The organism is Liquorilactobacillus cacaonum DSM 21116, from assembly GCF_001436735.1.
GTDB lineage: Bacteria > Bacillota > Bacilli > Lactobacillales > Lactobacillaceae > Liquorilactobacillus > Liquorilactobacillus cacaonum.
In genome coordinates, this window is record NZ_AYZE01000005.1 from 20,156 (window position 1) to 42,747 (window position 22,592).

Genomic DNA, 22,592 nt, shown 5'->3' on the forward strand with positions numbered 1-22,592 from the left:
TAATTTCTGACCTAGCTCCTTTTGTTTATAAAAAATACCATTCTATCCAATAACAAATATAATAAAGTGGACATAATCTTATAAAGTTCTTTAATCCCTCAATTTTTCCACATAACCATAAGCAACATATTTACCGTCTACTTGTCTTAAATATACCCCTTGGATTTCAGGATCAAAACCCGGAAATCTTGTCATTGCACCAAGTAATGTTTGAAAATAATCAATATCAACCTGCTCCCATTTTTCTCCAGGAGCAACAATAAAGACCCCTGGAGGATATGGCAGTGCCCCTTCAAGCGCTACCCTACCCTTTAACTTGGACAGTTCAATTAGCTCACCATTATTACGCATAAAGTCAAGATCAGCTTCGTACGGAGACTTTTGATAATTTTGGAAAGTCTTTTTTTTAAATAATTTTTTCTGCAATTCAAAGGTCTGATGTTCCTTGTAATATTCATGCATTTCCAAGCACAATTCTTTTAATGTGTAATCTTGATATCTTTCCTTATACTTCTCAACCAGTTTTGGTAATATTTCAACTAGCCTGACATCTTGCTCATAATCTTGTTCAAATTCCAATAACTTTTGTAATAATATATCTAATTCAACGCTCTCATCCCCTGGAGTCAATAGGAAAAGCAAAGAGTTTAAATCTGCTTTTGCTGACATAACACGTTCTTTTGTCAAAAAAGCATTAACAATTACTGCTGGAATTCCAACTTTGTCGTAAACCCCGTCTTTAACATCAACTCCTGGAGTTGTAATAATTAATTTAAACGGATCTTGAACAACTTGATTATCTTTTACATCTTTAAAACCATGCCACAAGTCTTTTGTTTTCAGCATCCATTTAGCTTTTTCCAACATTAATTCATCAGAAATATCTTCCCACAATATTCCATCAATCGTTGTTGGTACAAAAGGCTTAAAAAGTTTTGAATTTCTCAACAACTTTTTGCGTATATCAATACCTCTATAGAAGGTTTGCGTCCATTGGGTTGTCGCAAATTTACCTTCTGCCATATATGCGTTCACTGCAAGTGACGCGTATACCGGATAAGAATAACTAGTTGTTACGTATTTTAAATAAGTATGATTAAAATGTTTATGGTCAATATACCTTTTTTGTCCTTTTATATGTCTATCCTTTTTTAATATCTGAGAAGATTGTGCTACTCCTGCTTGTTGTTTGTGAATTGATTGAGTTACCAAAATCCCAGGATCCTCTGGAGTTAGCTCCATTGTGAATGGTGAAAGTTCCTTTAAAATTGGTATAAATTGCTCATATCCACCCCAAGCACAGTCAAATAAGATGTAATCACATAATTTACCTATTTTACGGATAATTCGATGTGCATCGTACAATATTCCATCATATGTTTCAACTTGGATAACAGCCATTCTAAATGGTCTTGCCTCTTTTGCTTTATTAGGTGCAACCTTAGCAATCTCATTTCTTAGACATTCTTCATCAAGAAAATCTTCATCCATAGCTCCTATTGCCCCTAAAGGATTACGGTCAGTTGGTATATATATAGGTATAGCTCCACTCATAATTAATGCACTATTATAAAGCGATTTATGATTATTACGATCAAATAAAACTAAATCTCCCGGTGTAAGTGCTGACATCGCACAAATTGTATTTGCTGATGTAGTACCATTGGTTACAAAATAAACTTTATCTGCATTATAGACCTTTGCTGCCTGTTTTTGAGCTTCTAAGGGAGTACCTGCATGTGTCAGTGTATCTCCTAGTTCTGTAACCGTATCACTTACATCTGTTTGAAAAAAATTATCACCCATAAAGTTTTTGAAAGTTATTCCCGCTGGATGATGTTCATAAAATCGCCCTCCATGATGTCCAGGTGTGGTAAAACTAATCGGCCGTTTCTTTGCATAATTTAGCAAATCTACAACGAATTTTGGCGTATTTTCCTCTTCATATTTTTTTGCCAATTTGACTATTTCATCAAATTGCTTTTTTTTATCTTTATTAGCACTATTTAGCTCAAATATTGGTATCTCTAAACCACTATTTTCCAATTTTGCTTTTATCTTATCATCAATCTGTTCATCTTTTAACTTCACAATCACTGCAATCTCTGATACATTTAACGTTGCATTTAGTATCGTTATCTTTTGTGTAATATCTAGAAAATCATATACTTGCTTAGTTGCCGCAATTTTTAGAAAACCCATTCTATCCTCTCCTTGACCTATACTACTTTAATTCAACTACATAAGTCTTCAATAGACAAGTTTTGTTTTCGTACTATTACTATTCTAAAAAATCTTAAAGTTTAAACCACAATTATCCATTTTTTTGCTAAGTAATCATAATTAAGTTTATAATATACTTACATTTTATAATTCATTGGAGATGACACAATTGCTTGTAAAACTAGAAAAATGGCAGCGTAATCTAATTGTCCTATGGATTGGCTGCTTTATCGCAGGCATAGGATTTAGTGAGATTGCTCCTTTCCTTTCCCTTTACGTTGGTGAACTAGGCAACTTTAGTAAAGGTCAACTTACTATTTATAGTGGTTTAACTTACGCAATTACTTTCCTTGTTGTCGCGGTTGTTTCACCTATTTGGGGGCGTTTAGCAGATCGTCGTGGCCGTAAACTCATGTTACTTCGTTCATCACTTGGAATGGCTATTATAATTGCTGCCTGTGGATTTGTCCACAATATCTGGTCGTTATTGATTTTACGCTTTTTACAAGGTCTTTGCGCTGGTTATATCCCAAATGCTTCCGCGTTAATTGCCACTGAATCCCCCAAAGAAAAAAGTGGAACTGTTTTAGGAATCCTTACAACTAGTTACGTTTCCGGTAACCTGATTGGACCTGTCTTAGGTGGATTATTAGCCCAAATATTCTCCATCAGAATTACATTTGTTTTAACTGGGATTTTATTATTAATCGTTTTCTTCTTAAGTTTATTTTTTGTTCACGAAAATTTTAAACCCACTACAACTACTAACCAGAAAGTAAACCATGTTTCCACCCTTTCACAACTTAAAAATCCTAAGACCATCATTGTACTTCTTTTTTCAACCATGATTATTCAAATGGGAAATAATTCAATCACACCGATTATAAGTCTCTATGTTAAGGAGCTCATGCATGGTATTGGTCCAATTACTATTGCAGCAGGTATAATTGCTGCTTTACCAGGTCTATCAACGCTAATTGCTGCCCCACGACTTGGTCAACTTGGTGATCGCAAAGGGAATGGTAAAGTTCTAATATTTGGCTTCTTATTTGCAATCATTATGTATTTTCCGCAAGGATTAGTTACAAGTGTCTGGATGCTTGGAATTTTACGTTTCATGATTGGTATTTCCGATGGAGCGCTCTTTCCAACAATCCAGACCATATTGTCAAAAGAATCGCCACCAACCTTAACAGGTACTGTTTTCAGTTGGAACCAATCATTTCAAGCACTTGGCAGTATGTTTGGCTCTCTTTTTGGTGGAATCATTCCTAATTTTTTTGATTACAATGGTGTCTTTGTTTTCACGGCAATATCATTGTTAATTAATTTCATTATTGTGCTATTATTTTTACCTGAATTACGCTTTCATGCAAAAAAGAAAAGCTAAACAACGGTTGATTCAAACATAATTGCAATCCACCCTTTAATTTTATTAGTAATCACAATTTTCTAAAAAACTTCAAATTCTTGTAAGGACTGTTTTTAATTGACAAAAAAAATTTATTACCTTAATACCGCTTTTGAATCAGTATCTGAATATAATTTAGCCTTGCTTGTTCAAAAGTACAGTATTGCTTTTTTATTTCACTCACCTACTGGTCAAAACATCTATGCATTTGATTCCATCTCACAATTAAAGCCCGGTGAGCAAAATGAAAATCAATTTACAGCTGTAGCTAAGTGGCAAAATTATCTTTTTTCCAAACTTGAACCTTTAAATGCACAGATATTACCCCAAATTGTTGGTAGTTTTAGTTTCACCTCTGGGCAGCAAAACTCTGAAATCTGGGAGTCTCTAACCAACGGGTTTTTTTTCTTGCCAAAATTTCTTGTAATTGTTGAGAAAAAAAACTTTACACTAGTTACCTGCAGTTTTACAAAAAATACTATTATTCAAGAATCAACAGCTTTTTTGAGACTACTAGGTACTGTTGACACGAAAAAAAAGCCATATAGTAATCTAATAACAAAAACCGAAGAGTTAGCTGTTACTAAATGGAAAGATGCTGTTGCTGAAACAACCAAACTTATCAAAGAAACAAATTTAAAAAAAGTTGTGCTTGCGCGTAGCCTAAAAGTTGAGTTCATTCATGAATTTAAGGTTCATACACTGTGGAAAAAGTTAAAAGACACTCAGCCAAACACATATCGTATTCTTTTAAAACAAAACACTTCACTTTTTATTAGCGCAACTCCAGAAAGGCTCGCTAAATTTAGTGCAAATCAATTTGAAACAGTTGCTCTGGCAGGAACAATAAAAAGAGGAGATACACTTTCAGAAGATGCAGAGCTAGGCAAAAAATTAATTACAGACCCTAAGAATCGCGGCGAACAACAATTTGTAGTCAATACTATTAGCGAAATTTTAAAAAAAACAGGGCTCATTGTAAATCATCCTCAAAATCCAATCTTGCTTAAAAATAAAAATGTACAACATCTTTACACACCTATCACAGGAATGGGATTTTATAATTTATTTTCTCTATTAGGAGAACTTCATCCTACTCCAGCACTTGGTGGGCTCCCAAAAGCAGATGCACTCAAACAAATAAACAAGGTTGAGCCATTTATTCGTGGTTTATTTGGAGCACCTGTTGGTCATATTTCATTCGACAATTCTGGAGAACTCGCAGTTGGTATCCGTTCTGGAATTCTAAAAGCAAACAAGGCTTTTTTATTTGCTGGAGCTGGGATTGTAGCTGGTTCTATCCCAGAAAATGAAGTTAAGGAAACTCGTATGAAGTTCCAACCTATTCTACAAGTTCTAGAAGGAGTTAGTCATAGTGAAAAATAAAATGCTAACAGATCACATCTCAATCATTTTAAACGGGCTCTTACTGCAAGGACTAAAAAATGCTGTAATTGCCCCTGGTTCTCGTTCAACACCTCTAGCTTTAGGCTTGGCACAATTGGCTGATGAACAAAAAATTAATTTATTTGTTGACGTTGACGAACGTTCTGCTGCTTTCTTTGCGTTAGGGATTGCCAAAAAAACTAACATTCCAGTCTTGCTAGTCTGTACATCTGGCACAGCAGCCGCCAATTTTTATCCTGCAATTTGCGAAGCAAAAATTTCACATATTCCACTTATTGTGTTAACAACGGACCGTCCGCCAGAATTAACAAATATTGCAGCGCCTCAAGCAATTGACCAGAATCGTTTTTTTGGTAACCAAGTTAAGGATTTTATAGAACTCCCATTGCCTGAAACAAATCAAGACTCAAAAGACTATACAAATTATATTATTCAACAAAGCTTCCAAGCCGCAATGACTAACCCAGCTGGTCCAATACATCTAAATCAACCATTTCGTAAACCCTTGATGCCTGACTTGCCCCTTGTATTTGATCTTAACCAAAGAAAGTACAATTTTCTTCCGTTCATTTCTTCTTTTAACGATAAGTTAAGTGAAAAGCTTCATAATTCATTTGAAAATAAAAGAGGTATAATCTTGGCAGGACCACAACAAACTCCTCTAGGTAATCTAAAAATGTTAGAATGGGCTAAAAAAAGTGGTTGGCCTATTTTAGCTGATCCTTTAAGCGAACTACGTGGAATGAATAGCACTAATTTAATTACTTGCTATGATTCTCTCTTGAAAATTGGCCTTAAAAATCTAGATATTTTGAAACCAGATATTGTCATTCGAACAGGTCAAACATTTGTAGCTGCCTCACTCGTAAATTTTTTGAAGAATAGTCATGCACAAATATATTTTTTAGACGAAAACAACAATCACAGTGACTACACAAAAACTTCAGATTTCTCTTTAAATCTATCCTCGGAAGATTTTTTCGAAAAGTTAAGGCCAGTGGCCACCTCTAATACATGGCTAAAAAAATGGATTGATGTAGAACGGATTTTTACTTCTATCAATAAAAATTCTTCAGTGAACTTATTAAATGAACTCGATGTTGTAAGAGCAATTGCTCAAACCTGCAATTCTAATAGTAATTTGTTCGTTAGCAATTCTATGCCCATTCGTGATGTCGACAGTGTTTTACAACCAACAAGTCCACTTAATATTTTCTGCAATCGTGGAGCAAATGGAATTGACGGTATTATTTCTACTGCTTTAGGAATCAGTATCAATTCAACTAATACGCTTTTATTAACTGGTGATTTAGCTTTCTTTCATGATATGAATGGATTAATGATGGCTAAAAAATACCATTTAAAGATAAAGATAATTGTTATTAATAATAACGGTGGTGGAATTTTCTCCTTCCTCCCTCAAGCTGGCAGTGACAATTTTGAAACAGTCTTTGGAACACCATTAGACATTGATATTGCTCAAATAGCTACACTTTATAACGCAAAATATTCATTAGCGACTACTGACAAGAAACTAAAAAGCCTTCTAAAATCACCTACACTAGGACTTGAAATCATTGAAGTTCCAACTAATAGAAATGAAAACGTTGCTCTTCGTCAGTCATTGATAGAAAACTTTAAACAACAAATAACTAAGGAGCTTTGATATGTTCTTTAACACTAAACAGCTAAGTTATTATTACATTATTGTTAAAAACCAAAAAGGGCCATTTTGGCTACTTTTACATGGTTTCATGGGCTCTCACAATGATTTTTTAACAATTGCCAAACAACTTCCAGGAACTGTGATTATTCCTGACTTATTGGGACATGGACAGTCTTCGCACAGTGGTACCCTAGCTGACTTTTCTATTGAACATCAAGCTGACGATTTGGTTGAACTTATCACTTCAATTACTTTTCAAAAAGTTAATGTTTTAGGGTATTCAATGGGTGGTAGACTGGCACTTTCTCTAGCATTAAGACATCCTCAAATTGTACAAAAACTTTTTCTTGAAAGCAGCACAGCTGGAATAGCTGACAATCATGAAAGAAAGGCTAGACTACTCAATGACCAAAAGCTAGCCAGACGTCTGCAAGAAGATAGTCTAAAAAACTTTGTAAATTTTTGGGAAAATCTTTCTCTATTTAGTAGCCAAAAAAAACTCCCCATTCACTTACAATCATTTGTACGATCACAACGGCTAAAGCAATCCAATCAAGGGCTTGTAAATAGTCTTTTAGGTATGGGAACTGGCACAATGCCTAATTATTGGGATAAACTAAAAACATTAAATACAGAAACCATTTTATTTGCTGGCGAACTTGACCCTAAATTCAAAAAAATCACTACGCAAATGCAGCACCTTCTCCCACATTCTGATCATTTTATTGTTAACAATGCTGGGCACAACATCCATTTAGAGCAACCTAAGCAATTCACTAAATTGATACTGAAAAGAGGATAATTTTAATGAAAATTATAGAAATGCATCTGCTTCCAGTAACTTTGAAACTTAAAAGTCCATTTATTAGTAGCCACGAATCCGTCTCAGAACGTGAAATTACGATTATAGGCATTAAAGATACCAATGGGCTTTGGGGGTATGGTGAACTTGAAACATTTTCATTCCCTTATTACACAGCCGAAACTCAAAAAACGGCTCGGGTAATCATACAAACCATCCTTGCACCTCTTTTAAAAAATGTTGATATTAAGCAACCAGAGGACATCACAAAAATCTTCAATTTAGTTGCTGGAAATCAAATGGCTAAAGCTGCTATTGAAACTGCTTACTGGGATCTCTTTGCAAAAACGCTAAATCTCTCTTTAGCTTCATTACTAGCAAAAAAAATGAATACAACTTATCGTGCAAAAGTTGCTGTTGGTATCAGCATTGGTATGCAATCTTCTTTGCATGATTTGCAAAGGGAAGTTATCTCAGCAAAAAAACAAGGATATACTCGTATTAAAATTAAAGTTAAGTCCTATTCTGATTTAACAAGCGCTCTAAAAATCATACATAGTTTTAGTGACTTAGCATTCATGATTGATGCAAATTCCAGTTTTAATCTAAATGTTGTCTCTTACCTCAAAAATCTTGATTTACCAAATCTTGTAATGATTGAACAACCATTAAGAACAACTGATTTTGTTGATCATGCTAATTTACAAAGTAAAATTAACCTTCCTATTTGTTTAGATGAAAATATTTTCTCTTTAGATGATGTAAAAACCGCCTTTGCTCTAGGAAGTGCCAGAGCCATCAATTTAAAAATTTCACGAGTTGGAGGCATTGCAAATGCACTTGAAATAATCAGATTTTGTTGGCAAAACAATTTAATAATATGGTGCGGTGGGATGCTCGAAGGAGGAATTGGAAGAGCGACTAACTTAGCAGTTGCTAGCCTAGCAGGTTTAGATTTCCCCGGAGATATTTCCGCATCTTCTCGATATTATTTCAAAGATATTATCAAATCTAATTTTATATTATGCAAAGGTCAGCTCGAACTGCCTAGTTCTACAGGAATTGGTGTTTCCCTATTCCTTGAGTATGAGAATCAATTGCAAGAAACTACTAATATTTTGTAATTAATTGTGCATTAAAAAATTATAATGTCCCTATATACATTATAATTTTTCGTATTCTGATATAATATCTTACCCTTACACTGTGTAACTTTTTCATGCAGAAATATCAAGTAAGAAATACCCCCAAACATTAATTCCCCTTTTTGGTTAAAAAAAAATCAGTCTTTAGACAGCGCAATATAAAATTTGATGTCCTTTATAGTTATTTATAGATAACTTGATTATCTATTTCTGTTATAATTCACTTAGTGTAGCAAATGTCTACCTAGACTTGAAGTTTATATGATATTGAGTTGAAAACTATTTGGTGTATAATAAATATTGACCATAAATAAAAAATAGATTACAAAATCTAAGGAGCATACAGCATGACTAAATCCATTAAAATCCTAACTGATTCTTCAATTCAGCTTACAGCTGAAGAAATAAAGAAATATTCGATTCATATTATTCCTTTATCTATTGAAATTGAAGGTACGACATTTATAGATGGTGTAGATATTTCTCGACAAGAACTCATTGATAACTTACGAGCTGGTCGATTCCCTAAAACAAGTCAACCAGCTCTTGGAAAATTCGTGGAAATGTACGATAAACTTGGTGCAGATGGTAGTTCAGTTCTTGCCATAATGATTTCTGATGTTTTAAGTGGTACTTATGAAACCGCACAAACTGCTGCAACCATGACCGAAACCAATGTCACAGTGATTAACAGTAAATCAACAGATCGTGGCCTAGCTTATCAAGTCATTGCCGCTGCAAAAGACTTAGCTGATGGGAAGAGCATTGCAGAAATCAAAGAACATTGTTTGCAAATTTATAAACGCACCAGAATAAATGTTTTAATTGATAATTTAGATTGCCTAGTAAAAGGTGGACGTGTAAGTCGTTTGGCAGGTACCTTAACAAAATTAATTAACCTCAAAGTTATCGTCGAACTAGGCGACAGTAGTCTTGATCCAGTTGTTAAGGGGCGTAGCAAAAAAACTTTTGTTAGATTCTGTGAAGAACTTGCCCAAAGACATGTTGACAACCCTATTATCGATTTGGCTCTTTCTCATGTCGATCCAGAACCAGAGTTTATAGAACGATTAAAAACCACAATAATAGGTGATAAAACCAACATTCCTTACTTGTCCGAACTAACCAGTCCTATCATTATGACCCATACAGGTTTGAATGCTATTGGTGTAATTACCTTATCTGAGAAAGAAGACAATTAATCACAACGAAATCCCCTAGGGTAAAAGTAAGTTAGACATAATTGCATCGCATTTTTTAAAAGAAAATTTTAATTTATTGAAAGTGAATTTCTTTGTTCAGAAATTCACTTTCTTTGCATTTTAATCTCACAATGTATATACTTACCTTGTGAAAGCGAATTCTTTTATTTCATGGAGGGATGTATAATGGTTAAGTGGTTACGTAGTTCAAATGTAAGTAGTATTGTTTTAGCAATCATCAGAGTTTATTTAGGCGTGCTTTGGTTAATGACAGGTATTGAAAAAGTTAGCGGTTTTACTGCTGAAAAGTTCATCTCAGCAGCGATTAAAAATCCAGTACTTGATCCTACTGGTCAGGCTGCATATGGTTGGTTTTCAGTAATATTAAAAAACTTTGTTGCTCCAAACATTGGAATTTTTAATTTCCTAGTTGTTTGGGGAGAAATATTTATTGGTTTAGGATTAATTTTTGGTGCATTTACAACAACTGCTACATTTTTTGCACTCATGATGAACTTTAGTTACTTACTAGCCGGAAGCATCTCCGTTAATCCTAAGTACATTTTTCTTGAATTTATTATTCTAGTCGCGGGATATAATGCAGGAAAAATAGGCTTTGACCGTTTTATAATTCCATTTATTAGAACCAAATCTCCATTCTTAAGTAATTCTGTAGAAACTTACTGACTCTTTACTCCATTTTTATAGATTATTCTTTATCCATTCGACAATTTCTAACGGGGAACGATTATCTGTAGTTACTCTCAAATCAGCACATCTTTGATAAAATGGTGCTCTTTGGTTGTATAACTCCAACAATTCATTCCTGGATAATTGATTAATAATTGGCCTATCTTGACTTTGGGCTACTCTTTTTAAAACTGTGTTCAGTGATGTTTCCAAAAGAATCACAGGTGTTTTAACTGCTTGTAAAATTTTTAGATTTTGTTCTGATATTGGAGTACCTCCACCTGTTGAGAGTACTCCTTTTTTGTCGAGCTGTTCCACAAGTGTTTTTTGTTCCAATTCACGAAATTTCTTTTCCCCATATTGAGAAAAAATTTCTTTAATTTCTTTTCCCGTATATTCAACGATTTTTTTATCTAAATCTACATGTGGTAGTGTCAAATGTGCTGCTAGCAGTTTACCTACTGTGGTTTTTCCACTTCCCATAAATCCTATTAAAATTGCTTTCATCATTTCACCTTTTCTAAGAATCTAACTTGTTCCTAATTTTTTTGATTCTGCAATAATATGTTAATATGTGCTAAATAATTTAATTGATCCACCACCCTAGTCCTTTAATAAAAATCTTCATCTCATCCATAAAATTAAACTTTTTCATTTAATACTGTTTTTAAATCCGAAAAAAAAGAAGGGTATGAAATTGCAATTGCATTAGCATTTTTTAAATACAGATTGTTCGTTGTTCGCAAAGCAGCAATTGCTAACATCATCCCGATTCGATGATCTCCATGACTATTTAATTGGTTATTCTTTATCTCCCACTCTCTCATACCTTTAATTATCATACCATCTGATAATTCCTTAATATCTACACCTAATTTACTTAATTCTTCAGTAACAGTTGCAATTCTATCAGTTTCCTTTACTCGTAATTCCGCCGCTCCTTTTATCACACTTGTACCTTTTGCACATGCTGCAAGTAAAGCAACCAATGGTAATTCATCAATTAGTGAGGGAATATCTTCTTCTTTTACTTCGATTGCATTTAATTTACTAGATTTCACCTCAATGTCACCGTAACTTTCACCTTGGTTTTCTTTATACCTTACTTTAATATCCGCATTCATTTTTTTTAAGATATTTAAAATACCTGTTCTTGTTGGATTCAAACTAACATCGCGCAATGTAATCTTAGAATTTGGTATAATTGTGGCTGCAACTATAAAAAAAGCTGCCGATGAAATATCACCTGGAATATTAACTACTTGCCCACTTAACTTACTCGTCGGTTCAACATGAATTGTTTTTTGATTCTTTTCTGTTACAATTTTTGCGCCAAACTGTTGCAACATTAATTCAGTATGATTCCTAGTTGGTAACTTTTCAACAATTGTAGTTTCTGTATTGGCTTGTAAAGCAGCGAAAATAACAGCACTTTTGACTTGTGCACTTGCTATTTGCAAATTAATTGTTGTTCCTTTCACTTTTCCTCCCTTTACAACTGCTGGAAGTGTTCCTTCTTTAGTAACTTCGATCTTTATTCCCATTTTGGAAAGAGGTTTAGCCACTCTGTCCATTGGCCTTTTAGACAAAGAACTATCTCCTTTCAATATACTAGAAAAATTTGTTCCACCCAGAAGGCCCATTAACAATCTTGTCGTTGTTCCGGAATTACCCATTTCAAGTGGTTTTACGGGATTCTTTAGTCCTTCAAAACCTACTCCGTGTACTATCAACTCACTGTCATTTTTTTCAAAAAAAACACCCAATTGCTGAAGTACATTCATCGTTGTTTTACAATCTTCTGACCATAAAAAGTGATTAATTCGAGTCTTACCTTCGCTTATTGCACCAATCATCAAAGCTCGATGGGATATACTTTTATCACCAGGAATAATTAACGTCCCATGTATCCCTTTTGGGGGAAAAGAATCTAATTTGGTATTCTCCATCACAATTACTCCTCAAACTATAATTTTTTATTATTCAAATCTAGAAATATCTTCAAATAAAATTTTTCTAAACTGCTGAATCAAAATTCAGAAATTTCTTTTCGATAATCTTCAATTTGCTTTTTTAATCTTGTTATGTTGCTTCCTTCAAAGGTATTCAAAATCTCTTTAACTAGCTCAATAGCTATCACACTTTCAATAACAATCGAAGCAGGTACAATAGCAGTAGTATCAGATCTCTCAACATTTGCTTTTTGTTGCAAATGATTATCAATATTAACGGATTGTAATGCCTTATATAGTGTCGGTATAGGCTTCATGGCAGCGAAGACAACTACAGGCATTCCATTGGTCATTCCACCTTCGAATCCGCCAAGATTATCGCTTGTGCGTGACCAACCGTCTTCTTTATTCCAATCGATTGAGTCCATCACTTGACTACCATATTGTTTTGCAATCTCAAATCCATCTCCAATGGATACTCCCTTCATTGCATTTACTCCCATAACAGCAGCAGCCAATTTTGCGTCTAGCTTAGTATTCCAACTAGTATAACTACCCAACCCTGCCGGTAAATTAGTGACAACCACTCTAATAATTCCACCTAATGTGTTCCCATTTATTTTTGTTTCATCAATTAGTTTATGAATTTCATCTATCTTCTCATTATCAATAATTCGCAAATCATTTTGAACGATTTTATCCTCAATATCTTTTACATTTAATGGCCTATCACCTAGAGCTTTGACCGACCCAATTTGTTCGACATATCCAATAATATTTATATCTAACTGACTTAACAATTGCTTGCATATTGATCCTATCGCTACTCTCATTGCCGTTTCTCGTGCGGAAGAACGTTCTAAAACATTTCGTAAATCACGATGACCATATTTCATTCCTCCAACTAAGTCAGCATGTCCTGGACGTGGCCTTGTCACTTTACGTAACGTGTTTTGAGGAGTTTCAGCAGATAATGGATCCATAATTTTTGCCCAATGTGAATTATCAATGTTCTTGATTGTCAAAGCTATTGGTGAGCCTAATGTTTTTTGGTGTCTGATTCCTCCGACAATTTGAATCATATCATGCTCTATCTTTTGTCTATTTCCCCTCCCATAACCACCTTGACGAGCTTTTAATTGTTGATTTATTTTTTCAATATCGAGAACCACACCTGCTGGAAATCCTTCTAATATCCCTGTTAATTGTGATCCATGTGACTCGCCTGCTGTTAGAAAATTCATAACAAACTCCCCCCTTAGTCTTTTACATTCTTCATTATTTTTATAAATATCTTGTGAATACGGTACTAATTCTTTATCTGCGCTTTATAAATAATTTTTTTGAATATTTTTTGTTCACGTGCTTGGTCAAATATTTCCAGACCTTTTGTTCTTATCTCTCCAATTGCCCTAACCACCTTAAATCGGTGTTCTAGCAGCTACCCAAGACAATAATCTATCAATGCAACTTTTCCTTAGCTTGAGTTATACTTTTTTCTCAGATATTATTTTTATACCCAATGAGATTAATACTCCTATAAGAGTAAGTATTAATTCAAATTTTAACACTTTTTCAATACTAATTTTGGATAAAATACCAGTAATTATTGGAATAGAAAATGAAGCTATACTTCCAAAAGTGAAAAAAATGCCAGTAACCTTGCCTTTGTGTTTTGGATAAATTTTTAAAAATAAATTCAGTCCCGTCTGCATAACTCCCCCTGCAGCACTAAATCCAAAAGTAAAAGATACCAAATAAACTAACATTCTATTACTTGAAAAGTTTACAACAATCAAGCTTATCATACTAACAATGTTTAATGCCATCAAGAGCCTTATCTCAGTAATATTCCTTCGTAGTAATATGAACAAAATGAGCACACCTATTATTGATCCAATGCTGTACAATGACACTAGCAAATGTGCTTGAAAATTATTAAAATTCAATTGTTTTCCAGCATATAAACTAATCCATTGCGTATATAAAATCATCGTTGCCATTGAAACATATCCATATAAAGATAACAAAACTCCTAACGCTAGATGGCGGGTGATCGATAAAGAAATAAAAGGGTTTAATTTTGTCTCGACTCTATTATTTTTAGCAGGAAATTTGACAGGAATTAAAACAAATACATTCAATATTAAGACAATTGAAGCAAAAACAAACGACCATCCAAACCACAAATTATGAATTTCCAAGAATGAAACCACTAATGGTAAAAAAAATTCTCCTAGTGACATAAAAGACTTAATCAAAATATTGGAAGCTCCGTTATTAGTTCCAATCTCAAGGAAAACTGGATATGTCCCTGAATCAAGAGCAGAATTTGCGATGCCTGCTAAAATCGCTAACAAGTACACCCCCGTTAAATTATGAACAATTAGTACACCTAAGAAAAAAACAAAGTAACTAAACATTCCAAAATAAACAAAAAGCTTTCTATCATACTTATCTGCTAAGTTTCCAAGTATCAAGTAAGCAAGGAGCCTACCAATTCCAATCCCAGAAATTACATAAGAGACATTTGCTAAGGGTTGCCCCCATAATCTACCTAATTCTTGCATATTCTGAGCCAAGATTATTAATCCTACTCCATGGACAAAGTAATTCAAATATAACCCGATTGTTAAATGTCGATATTCTTTTTTCTGCATTTGATACCCACTCTCTTTTTTTAATAAAAAAGCCAACTAGAAAAAAATCTAGCTGGCTAAATTTGATTGTTAAGTAAAGAACCAATCAATCTAAATACCTGATAAACCAATAGGTACATAATCGATTTTGCACACCTTAACACGGATACACAGCCGTGTCTCATGAAAAATACAGACCTTACTGCAGACAAAGCCATAACAATATAATACTGATTCTTTCATTTGGTTATGCAATTTATTAACATCTCTTATAATTATTACCTTGCATTGAAACATCTTAGAAAGCAAAAGTCAATTATTTGTTTTTCTTAGGATTAAAAATCGTTTCCTGTACTAAAATTGGTGTCCTTCTCTTCTTTAAAAATAATGGTACTTTTTCAATTCTAACATCACTAAACTCTAGCCCAAACCATTGAAGTGGTGTTGTACTGTGATTCTGCAAAAAAATCCTACCCGCAATCAACAATCTTCTCCAGGACTCAATTTGTGTATTAGGAGATAGTAGCTCTTGAATTAACACAAAACAAAAATCTCCAACAACTCTTTTTTTCATTGTCGTGTACTTTTGTGGTTGTTCATCTATAATATCTTCATCCATTAATTCCTGAACGACCTGCCTCAGATATAAATTAACATTATGATTGGCTTTAAAGCCCAAAAACAACTGCAAGTTTACAATGTTACGAGTCCCCATCATATCAACATTATAGTAACTAGTATATGGCTCATTTGTCGTATTCACTGTAACAAACCAATAAACTTTCGCTCTTTTGGGTTGTTTATCCAATATTGAATACAATACTTCACGTTTAATTGAATAGTCCTTTGAAACTTTTGCAAGTATCACAACGTTGCTCATAAAAAAAGGAATACTTTCATCATTTGCTAGTTGCTTCAGTTGATCTCGATAATCCAATAATGAAACTGTTTCAGATTCATCCAAAATGTTATTTTGCACTCTGTTACCATAAAACCAGATAACCATTACCAACAAAATTAACAAAGTTATTATCACAGAAACAAATCCACCATGCATAAACTTAACTATACTTGCAAAAAAGAAAATTGATTCAATAATTAAAAAAACACCCGTCGCCAAAATAGCCATAACTGGAGATATTTTGGATTTAATAAAATGATAAAGTAGAATTGTTGTCATTAGCATTGTAACAGTAATAGCCAATCCATATGCAGCTTCCATACGATCTGAGCTTCTGAAATACAAAACAATTCCCGTTGTAAAAGCAGCCAGAATCCAATTAACTGGTGCAATATATATCTGGCCTCTAGACAAACTTGGATGAATTACTCGCAATCTAGGCAATATTTTTAATCCTATAGCTTCTTCGACCAACGTAAACGACCCCGTAATTAGTGCTTGGGAAGCAATTATTGCAGCAAATGTTGAGAGCACAACCGCACTTATTTTGAAAGTTGAAGGTAACATTTCAAAAAACGGATTCATATTTGTATTTGTTAAATGTCCCAATCGGTTTTGATTAATTAACCAAGCACCCTGTCCAAAATAATTTAGAATCAAGGCAATATAAACAAAGGGCCATGTCACATAAATATTTTTGCGTCCAACATGCCCCATGTCTGAATACAAGGCTTCGGCCCCTGTAGTAGCAAGAAATACACTGCCAAGAATGAATATTCCAACCGGATTGGCCTTTGAAAATAGAAATGTTAAGCCATAAATTGGTGAAAGAGCTCTTAAAACACTCCAATCACTTGTCATATTCATTATTCCAAAAATTGCTAGAAATGAAAACCAGATAACCATGACTGGTCCAAAGGCTTTTCCAATAAAACCAGTTCCAAAACGCTGAATTAAAAATAAAATCAATAAAATAGTTAGTGTCCAAAAAATAACCTGATCTTGATTTGCAACTAATACTTTATTTCCTACTTTCAAACCTTTTAAGCCCTCTATTGCACTTGTCACAGTCACAGCAGGCGTTAAAGTCCCATCTGCTAAAATTGCAGCACCGCCTATCAATGCCGGTATTATTAACCATTTGGCCTGTTTTTTTACTAATGCAAATAGTGCAAAAATGCCTCCTTCACCCTTATTAGATGCTCTTAAAGCAAAAAGTACATATTTTACTGTTGTTACCATCATTAGCGTCCAAAAAATCAAGGATAGACTTCCGATAATAAATTTTGGTGTTAATTTATTAAGACTACCTGCATCACCAATTAAGGCATTCATTACATATAAGGGGGAAGTTCCAATATCTCCATATACTATTCCCAATGTGATTAAGGAGCCTAGAAACAAATTCTCTTTTCTTTTCATATACCTAATTATCTCTTTTCTAACAAGCATGATTATTAATAAATACTCAACAAAAGCTAATCTAAAAAATAACTTATTTAGGATAGTAATGATAACAATTATTGGCTTAATAGTAAACCCTTAATCGTTTTCCTTCATAATTTTATTAATATTGGTAAAGTTGTACCTAACCTATGAGTACTACCATTATAATAAGATTTTTCGACAATTCATACCACCATAAAAACTACATTTTTTGGCAACACTCCAAACACAGTCACAATCGCCATAATCAAAAATGCCAAAAGTCCACCATTATTAAGTAAACATACGTAGCTAACTTAGATACTATTAAAAAATTATTGTCAGCGTAACAGTCTCTTTCGCAAGTCATCATTTACCGCATATATATACAGGCCTTTTTTAGGACGGGTCAGCAAAACATTCATTGCATTCAACATCAGCCTTTCCTTAACATTCATTTGATTTATTCCCAATAGTTTTACACCATTAAAAGCCGCTTGATCCTCATAAAACTCAGAATATAAAATTAATTCTTCTTTAACTTTATCGTAACCTACACTTGGGCCAAGAATTATCCCAGCATAATTTAAATCAAATCCTTGAATCGTATATACAGAACCTACTTCATCAATAGTATCTTCTCTCTCAGCCCATGCAAGCTTTTCTTGGGGCTTACTTCTATCCCATCTCAATTGTAAATTCCCAGCATTTACAAAATAATCCTTACCATCTAAACGATAGGGAAAATCATAGGTAGCTAAAACTCTACTAGTTCCTACATTTTCATTATGCATTCTTATTAACTGATACATTTCATTGGCATCATCCATTATACGAAAATCAAAATTTTGACTGCTTGGCAGTTTAAGAATTTCTTTTTCGCAAAAAGCAGTAATCCATTCTTTCACAGCGGAATTTGCCTCAATTCGAAACTGTTGCCGCAAATGTTTAATCTTAATATCTGTTTCTTTCAACAGAGACATTAGTTTTTCCGTTGACCAATAACTTTTTGCCTTTAAAACCTGTTTATTATCAAATATTAATATGACTACTTTGGCATACTTTAAAATTTCCTCAAGTTGATTTTCCTGATCAAAATGATTATAAGAATCCCTTTTTGTAAGTAAAAGATGTGCTTCATCAACAATTACAACATCAGCATATTTAACTTCCTTCTTGCATCTATTAATAAAAGTTGTAGGCCTTTCAAAATTTTTTTTTAATAAATTGTCAGATTTACCTGCTACTCTCTTATAGAATTTTAGCATCTCTGGATGATTTACTAGTACAAAATTTTTAGTTCCATATATTTTTGATTTTTTCTCTTTACTAGATTCCTGTATTTTTTCAAATAAAGCAGTGACTAATACACTTTTTCCTGTTCCAGCCTGACCTTCAATTATAAAAACTCCCTTTTGAGAATTATTTATCTTCTCCTCGATAAAGTAAATTGCTTCCTTTTTAATTGCTTTTTGTTCTGTGCTTAGATTATCAACCATGTGCCAGCTATTTTCCATTGAACTAGACTCCTCATTCATAAATCATTCACTACTATTTACAAAATATAAGTGAATAAAATTCATTAAGATTTTATTTGGATGTTTGCCTTAAACCTTTTTAAATCTTTTCTTCACATTTTCTTCACATTTTGGGCATAATATAGTACTCGTAACCTGATATAAAAACAACTTTTCATTTACTCCCCCTATTAAGTAAATGAAGTGATCTTTGTAGGTCACACAACCTTTTCTCCGCGTGCTTATGCATGCGGAGTTTTTTTATTAATTTCCATGCTATTTAATTGAATTTCTACAAATAGTCCCCCTAAAAAATTGAAAATTAAAATTAAAAAACTCGGTATATTTCATCCGAGTTTCCACATAATAAATTTGTAAACTTTTTAAGTTCATAGCATACTATATATATTTTTGATTATATACTTAAAATCCATCACTCATATTTACCCTTGTCATCATACCAATAACTCAAATCAGCAAATAATCCTAAGAAAATAATATTAAAAGATAACTCGTACAGATGTTGATCAATTAAGGAACTAACTATAGCTAGCAACAACCAAATAAGCAAAGAATAATTTTTTCCATTGTAAAACTTTTTATACAAAAAATAAATTACAACTAGTAAAACAAAAAATGCTACTATACCTTCCATCATTAATACCCTAATAAATGATACATCTATATAAAAATAAGCAAAAGGTTGATTATGGACACCACCATTACCATTTTGATAAACAAATTGTCCTAACAATGGTACATTATAATTTTTAAAAGCTTCATGCCCATATGTTAATCTTCCAGATAAAAGTTTATTAATTATCTGAAAAACATAAACATCCGGATTAAATAGATAAGCTAGTACTATGTTTAACAAAATAATTATAAATATAACAGATGTTGCAATTCCTGTTTTCAAAGTCTTAATTACTTTAAACAAAGTATTTCTAAAAATAACTATTAAAACAACTGCAATCATCAGTAGAAAATCTAACCGTGTATCTGTAACCACATAAATTAAAACTGTAAAAGCCAACGCAGCTATATATTCTGGAATAGTAAACTTAAATTTCCTTAAGGCTGTATATGATAACAATAAATAGAAACACCTTGAAGCTAAATCAGTCGGATACACTGCACCAAGAGAATATCTAACTGTTGGTTCTAAGGTTCGCCCTTGCTCCACGTTTACAATAAAACCAGAAAGTGCTGCTATCACTGCTATTAAAAAAACAATAGTAACAGAAAACAAAAAAACTTTTATTATTTTTTTAAAATCTACATTCTTGGCACCAACTATGTACACAAAATAATAAAATAATAATGATTCATTAGACGTAGAACAAATTTGCCAAAGGGTTACCCCCGATAATATAATTACCGCTACGCTTTTTAAGTCCCAACCGTCAAAAACTATAACCTTAATCAAAACCCCTACTATAGACAACTCACTTACTAGATACGTATAGTCGCCTACAGAACTATTCCAAACAAACATTGTCCCATTAATCGCGCTCGCCACAATATAGACTGTAAGCATCGATAAATATAATAGCTCCGATATCGGAGTTTTTTTATTATTCAAAAATTTTCTTGAAGGATTCCAAACATTATCAACCATTTTTTAACCTCAACACTGGTATTTTTTACTTAAAATAGCACATAATATATTAACATTCATTTTAGTTTCTAAATTATATACCCAATTCAACCTTCACAACATTCAAAGCAGCACTGATTACTTGGTCCATATCATAATAACGATATTGTCCTAATCGTCCACCAAATAATACATTCGTCGCTTCCTTATCAGCCAATTCCTTATACTTTTTATACAAAGTATTATTTTGTGTATTATTAACAGGATAGTAAGGTTCGTCACCACGACTCCAATTCTTAGGATATTCGCGTGTAATCACTGTCTTATTCTTGTCACCCTTACCAAATTCAAAATGTTTATGCTCAATAATTCTTGTATAAGGAGTCTTCTCATCAGTGTAGTTTACTACTGCATTTCCTTGATAATTATCTACATCTAATTCTTCAGTTTCAAATTTTAAGCTACGATACTCGAGCTCACCTAATGAATATTCAAAGTACTCATCAATCATCCCAGTAAAAATCACCTTGTCAAATTTTTTCAAATATTCATCTTTTCGATCAAAGAAATCTACACCTGTTTCTACACTAATTAAATCACTTGCCAACATTTTCTCAACAATTTGAGTATATCCTCCAACTGGAATACCTTGATAATCATCATTGAAATAATTATTATCATAAGTGAATCTAACCGGTAATCTACGAATGATAAACGCAGGTAAATCCTTCGTTGAGTGCCCCCATTGTTTTTCCGTATACCCTTTAATCAACTTTTCGTAAATATCCGTACCAACAAGCGAAATTGCCTGTTCTTCAAGATTTTCTGGCTTCTTACCATTCAATATTGATTTTTGTTCATTAATTTTATTCTGTGCTTCTTCAGGAGTCACCACCCCCCAAAGTTTGTTAAACGTATTCATATTAAAAGGTAGGTTATATATTTCACCATGATAATTAGCAACAGGGCTATTTGTGTAGCGATTAAAAGTCGCAAATTGATTTACATAATCCCAAACTTTTTTATTAGAAGTATGGAAAATATGTGCCCCATATTGATGAACTTGAATGCCGTCAACTTCCTTAGTAAAGATATTACCAGCAATATGATTACGCCTTTCAATAACCTTAACCTCATGACCTTTTTTTGCCGCCTCGTATGCAAATGTGGCTCCAAATAACCCTGCCCCAACAATTAAATATTTTGTCATTTTTCCCTCCAAAATTTCCTATATTACCTTTCTACTTAAGCCGACCTTCCTTAATAAAAACAAACCAATCTTTTTTGTCCAATTTTGCTTGCCAATAAAAAGTAAGGGCAATTCAGTATAATTAATTTCATTTTTTTCGACCCATACGTCCATTAATAGTTCGCTAATAAATCCAAATATTCTTTTATCAAAATCCGAATAATCACTTATATCAACTTTTTTTTCGACCTCTGCAAGAATTTTAAACAACCACTCACTATAATTACTGAATATTTCGTCCTTTGCAATCAACATATTAAACATGTGAGCTGAACTTCTCTTCATAACTTCATCAAACTTATCTAAATAGTCAGGATATAGATTAGAAATCACATCTCGTGTTATCATTAAGTCTTTTATATGATGTGAATGTTCATAATGTGACCATGTCGTTTCAATATAGTAATTTCTTTTACTTGGTAAAATCATATCATATTTTTCTAATAATTTATTTAATTTGTCAATCCGTAAAATGTTTTGCATTTTTTTCTGGGGGTTCCTCATATAACATTTCTTACCATTAGAAAAGAAACGGCGATAATGAACTAATCCCTTTATCTCCGCCTTCTTATTCTTCCATGCCCAATATTGCACCGTTAGTTCACAATAATTTTCATTCTTTCTCGCAATATTAATTCCTGTATTATCTCTCTCAAAACCAACGAAGTTTTCTGTGCTCAACCCAACTTGCACTGGTTTATATAAGTCATCTGAGGGTAAGTTAATATCTTTATGACTTACTATATAAATCTCACTCTTCATC

At 33.0% G+C, this 22,592-nt stretch carries 18 protein-coding genes; 7 read left to right on the plus strand and 11 right to left on the minus strand.

Annotated elements, in window-relative coordinates; genetic code table 11:
- Window positions 1-90: 90 nt before the first annotated feature.
- The gene (locus FC80_RS00610; RefSeq protein ID WP_057828216.1) at window positions 91-2,202 is read right to left on the minus strand and encodes a putative ornithine decarboxylase; all 2,112 of its coding nucleotides are present in this window, start codon (window positions 2,200-2,202) and stop codon (window positions 91-93) included.
- 190 nt (window positions 2,203-2,392) lie between these two features.
- Between FC80_RS00610 and FC80_RS00615 the strand changes: the two genes are divergently transcribed.
- The 7 genes from FC80_RS00615 to FC80_RS00645 all read left to right on the plus strand — a co-directional run bounded on the left by FC80_RS00615 (window position 2,393) and on the right by FC80_RS00645 (window position 10,543).
- Window positions 2,393-3,613, plus strand: a complete 1,221-nt coding sequence (locus FC80_RS00615) for an MFS transporter (RefSeq protein ID WP_235807213.1) — start codon at window positions 2,393-2,395, stop codon at window positions 3,611-3,613.
- 99 nt (window positions 3,614-3,712) lie between these two features.
- Entirely contained in the window at window positions 3,713-5,020 is a 1,308-nt protein-coding gene (locus FC80_RS00620; RefSeq protein ID WP_057828218.1) for an isochorismate synthase, read from the plus strand.
- Window positions 5,010-6,707: a 2-succinyl-5-enolpyruvyl-6-hydroxy-3-cyclohexene-1-carboxylic-acid synthase gene (gene menD, locus FC80_RS00625; RefSeq protein ID WP_057828219.1), complete on the plus strand. Its 1,698-nt coding sequence runs from the start codon at window positions 5,010-5,012 to the stop codon at window positions 6,705-6,707. Before FC80_RS00620 ends, menD begins: the two co-directional genes overlap by 11 nt.
- Window position 6,708: 1 nt before the next feature.
- The gene (gene menH, locus FC80_RS00630) at window positions 6,709-7,509 is read left to right on the plus strand and encodes a 2-succinyl-6-hydroxy-2,4-cyclohexadiene-1-carboxylate synthase (protein WP_057828220.1); all 801 of its coding nucleotides are present in this window, start codon (window positions 6,709-6,711) and stop codon (window positions 7,507-7,509) included.
- A 5-nt stretch (window positions 7,510-7,514) separates the two neighbouring features.
- On the plus strand, window positions 7,515-8,633 hold the full coding sequence (menC, locus tag FC80_RS00635) for an o-succinylbenzoate synthase (RefSeq protein WP_057828221.1): 1,119 nt from the start codon (window positions 7,515-7,517) through the stop codon (window positions 8,631-8,633).
- A gap of 368 nt (window positions 8,634-9,001) precedes the next feature.
- Window positions 9,002-9,856 (plus strand): DegV family protein, encoded by an 855-nt coding sequence (locus FC80_RS00640; protein WP_057828222.1) that lies wholly within the window; start codon window positions 9,002-9,004, stop codon window positions 9,854-9,856.
- 186 nt (window positions 9,857-10,042) lie between these two features.
- Window positions 10,043-10,543: a DoxX family membrane protein gene (locus FC80_RS00645; RefSeq protein WP_057828223.1), complete on the plus strand. Its 501-nt coding sequence runs from the start codon at window positions 10,043-10,045 to the stop codon at window positions 10,541-10,543.
- A 15-nt stretch (window positions 10,544-10,558) separates the two neighbouring features.
- Here FC80_RS00645 and FC80_RS00650 read toward each other — a convergent pair whose 3' ends face one another.
- From FC80_RS00650 to FC80_RS00690, 10 genes are all read right to left on the minus strand, one after another.
- Window positions 10,559-11,053, minus strand: coding sequence for a shikimate kinase (locus FC80_RS00650; RefSeq protein ID WP_057828224.1), 495 nt, complete (start codon window positions 11,051-11,053; stop codon window positions 10,559-10,561).
- A gap of 134 nt (window positions 11,054-11,187) precedes the next feature.
- Window positions 11,188-12,495 carry a 3-phosphoshikimate 1-carboxyvinyltransferase gene (gene aroA, locus FC80_RS00655; RefSeq protein ID WP_057828225.1) on the minus strand — a complete coding sequence of 436 codons (1,308 nt, stop codon included), beginning with the start codon at window positions 12,493-12,495 and terminating at the stop codon, window positions 11,188-11,190.
- Window positions 12,496-12,575: 80 nt separating this feature from the next.
- Window positions 12,576-13,742 carry a chorismate synthase gene (gene aroC, locus FC80_RS00660; protein WP_057828226.1) on the minus strand — a complete coding sequence of 389 codons (1,167 nt, stop codon included), beginning with the start codon at window positions 13,740-13,742 and terminating at the stop codon, window positions 12,576-12,578.
- A gap of 65 nt (window positions 13,743-13,807) precedes the next feature.
- A complete protein-coding gene (locus FC80_RS09720) occupies window positions 13,808-13,918 on the minus strand; it encodes a hypothetical protein (protein WP_162260500.1) in 111 nt (36 codons plus the stop codon).
- A gap of 67 nt (window positions 13,919-13,985) precedes the next feature.
- Complete coding sequence (locus FC80_RS00665) at window positions 13,986-15,158, minus strand: MFS transporter (protein ID WP_083486889.1); 1,173 nt, start codon at window positions 15,156-15,158, stop codon at window positions 13,986-13,988.
- Window positions 15,159-15,453: 295 nt separating this feature from the next.
- On the minus strand, window positions 15,454-17,460 hold the full coding sequence (locus FC80_RS00670) for a KUP/HAK/KT family potassium transporter (protein WP_057828227.1): 2,007 nt from the start codon (window positions 17,458-17,460) through the stop codon (window positions 15,454-15,456).
- Window positions 17,461-17,804: 344 nt separating this feature from the next.
- The gene (locus FC80_RS00675; RefSeq protein ID WP_202813104.1) at window positions 17,805-18,980 is read right to left on the minus strand and encodes a DUF2075 domain-containing protein; all 1,176 of its coding nucleotides are present in this window, start codon (window positions 18,978-18,980) and stop codon (window positions 17,805-17,807) included.
- A 433-nt stretch (window positions 18,981-19,413) separates the two neighbouring features.
- Entirely contained in the window at window positions 19,414-20,601 is a 1,188-nt protein-coding gene (locus FC80_RS00680) for a hypothetical protein (protein ID WP_057828229.1), read from the minus strand.
- A 73-nt stretch (window positions 20,602-20,674) separates the two neighbouring features.
- Window positions 20,675-21,790 carry a UDP-galactopyranose mutase gene (gene glf, locus FC80_RS00685; protein WP_057828230.1) on the minus strand — a complete coding sequence of 372 codons (1,116 nt, stop codon included), beginning with the start codon at window positions 21,788-21,790 and terminating at the stop codon, window positions 20,675-20,677.
- A gap of 18 nt (window positions 21,791-21,808) precedes the next feature.
- The gene (locus FC80_RS00690; RefSeq protein ID WP_057828231.1) at window positions 21,809-22,591 is read right to left on the minus strand and encodes a DUF4422 domain-containing protein; all 783 of its coding nucleotides are present in this window, start codon (window positions 22,589-22,591) and stop codon (window positions 21,809-21,811) included.
- Window position 22,592 lies beyond the last annotated feature (1 nt).

Coding starts and splice junctions, on each gene's coding strand:
- FC80_RS00610 (WP_057828216.1), bottom strand. CDS start 2,202: ATGGGTTTTCTAAAAATTGCGGCAACTAAGCAAGTATATGATTTTCTA.
- FC80_RS00680 (WP_057828229.1), bottom strand. CDS start 20,601: ATGGTTGATAATGTTTGGAATCCTTCAAGAAAATTTTTGAATAATAAA.
- aroA (WP_057828225.1), bottom strand. CDS start 12,495: ATGGAGAATACCAAATTAGATTCTTTTCCCCCAAAAGGGATACATGGG.
- FC80_RS00645 (WP_057828223.1), top strand. CDS start 10,043: ATGGTTAAGTGGTTACGTAGTTCAAATGTAAGTAGTATTGTTTTAGCA.
- aroC (WP_057828226.1), bottom strand. CDS start 13,742: ATGAATTTTCTAACAGCAGGCGAGTCACATGGATCACAATTAACAGGG.
- glf (WP_057828230.1), bottom strand. CDS start 21,790: ATGACAAAATATTTAATTGTTGGGGCAGGGTTATTTGGAGCCACATTT.
- FC80_RS00665 (WP_083486889.1), bottom strand. CDS start 15,158: ATGCAGAAAAAAGAATATCGACATTTAACAATCGGGTTATATTTGAAT.
- menH (WP_057828220.1), top strand. CDS start 6,709: ATGTTCTTTAACACTAAACAGCTAAGTTATTATTACATTATTGTTAAA.
- FC80_RS00670 (WP_057828227.1), bottom strand. CDS start 17,460: ATGAAAAGAAAAGAGAATTTGTTTCTAGGCTCCTTAATCACATTGGGA.
- menC (WP_057828221.1), top strand. CDS start 7,515: ATGAAAATTATAGAAATGCATCTGCTTCCAGTAACTTTGAAACTTAAA.
- FC80_RS00690 (WP_057828231.1), bottom strand. CDS start 22,591: ATGAAGAGTGAGATTTATATAGTAAGTCATAAAGATATTAACTTACCC.
- FC80_RS00675 (WP_202813104.1), bottom strand. CDS start 18,980: ATGGAAAATAGCTGGCACATGGTTGATAATCTAAGCACAGAACAAAAA.
- FC80_RS00650 (WP_057828224.1), bottom strand. CDS start 11,053: ATGAAAGCAATTTTAATAGGATTTATGGGAAGTGGAAAAACCACAGTA.
- FC80_RS00640 (WP_057828222.1), top strand. CDS start 9,002: ATGACTAAATCCATTAAAATCCTAACTGATTCTTCAATTCAGCTTACA.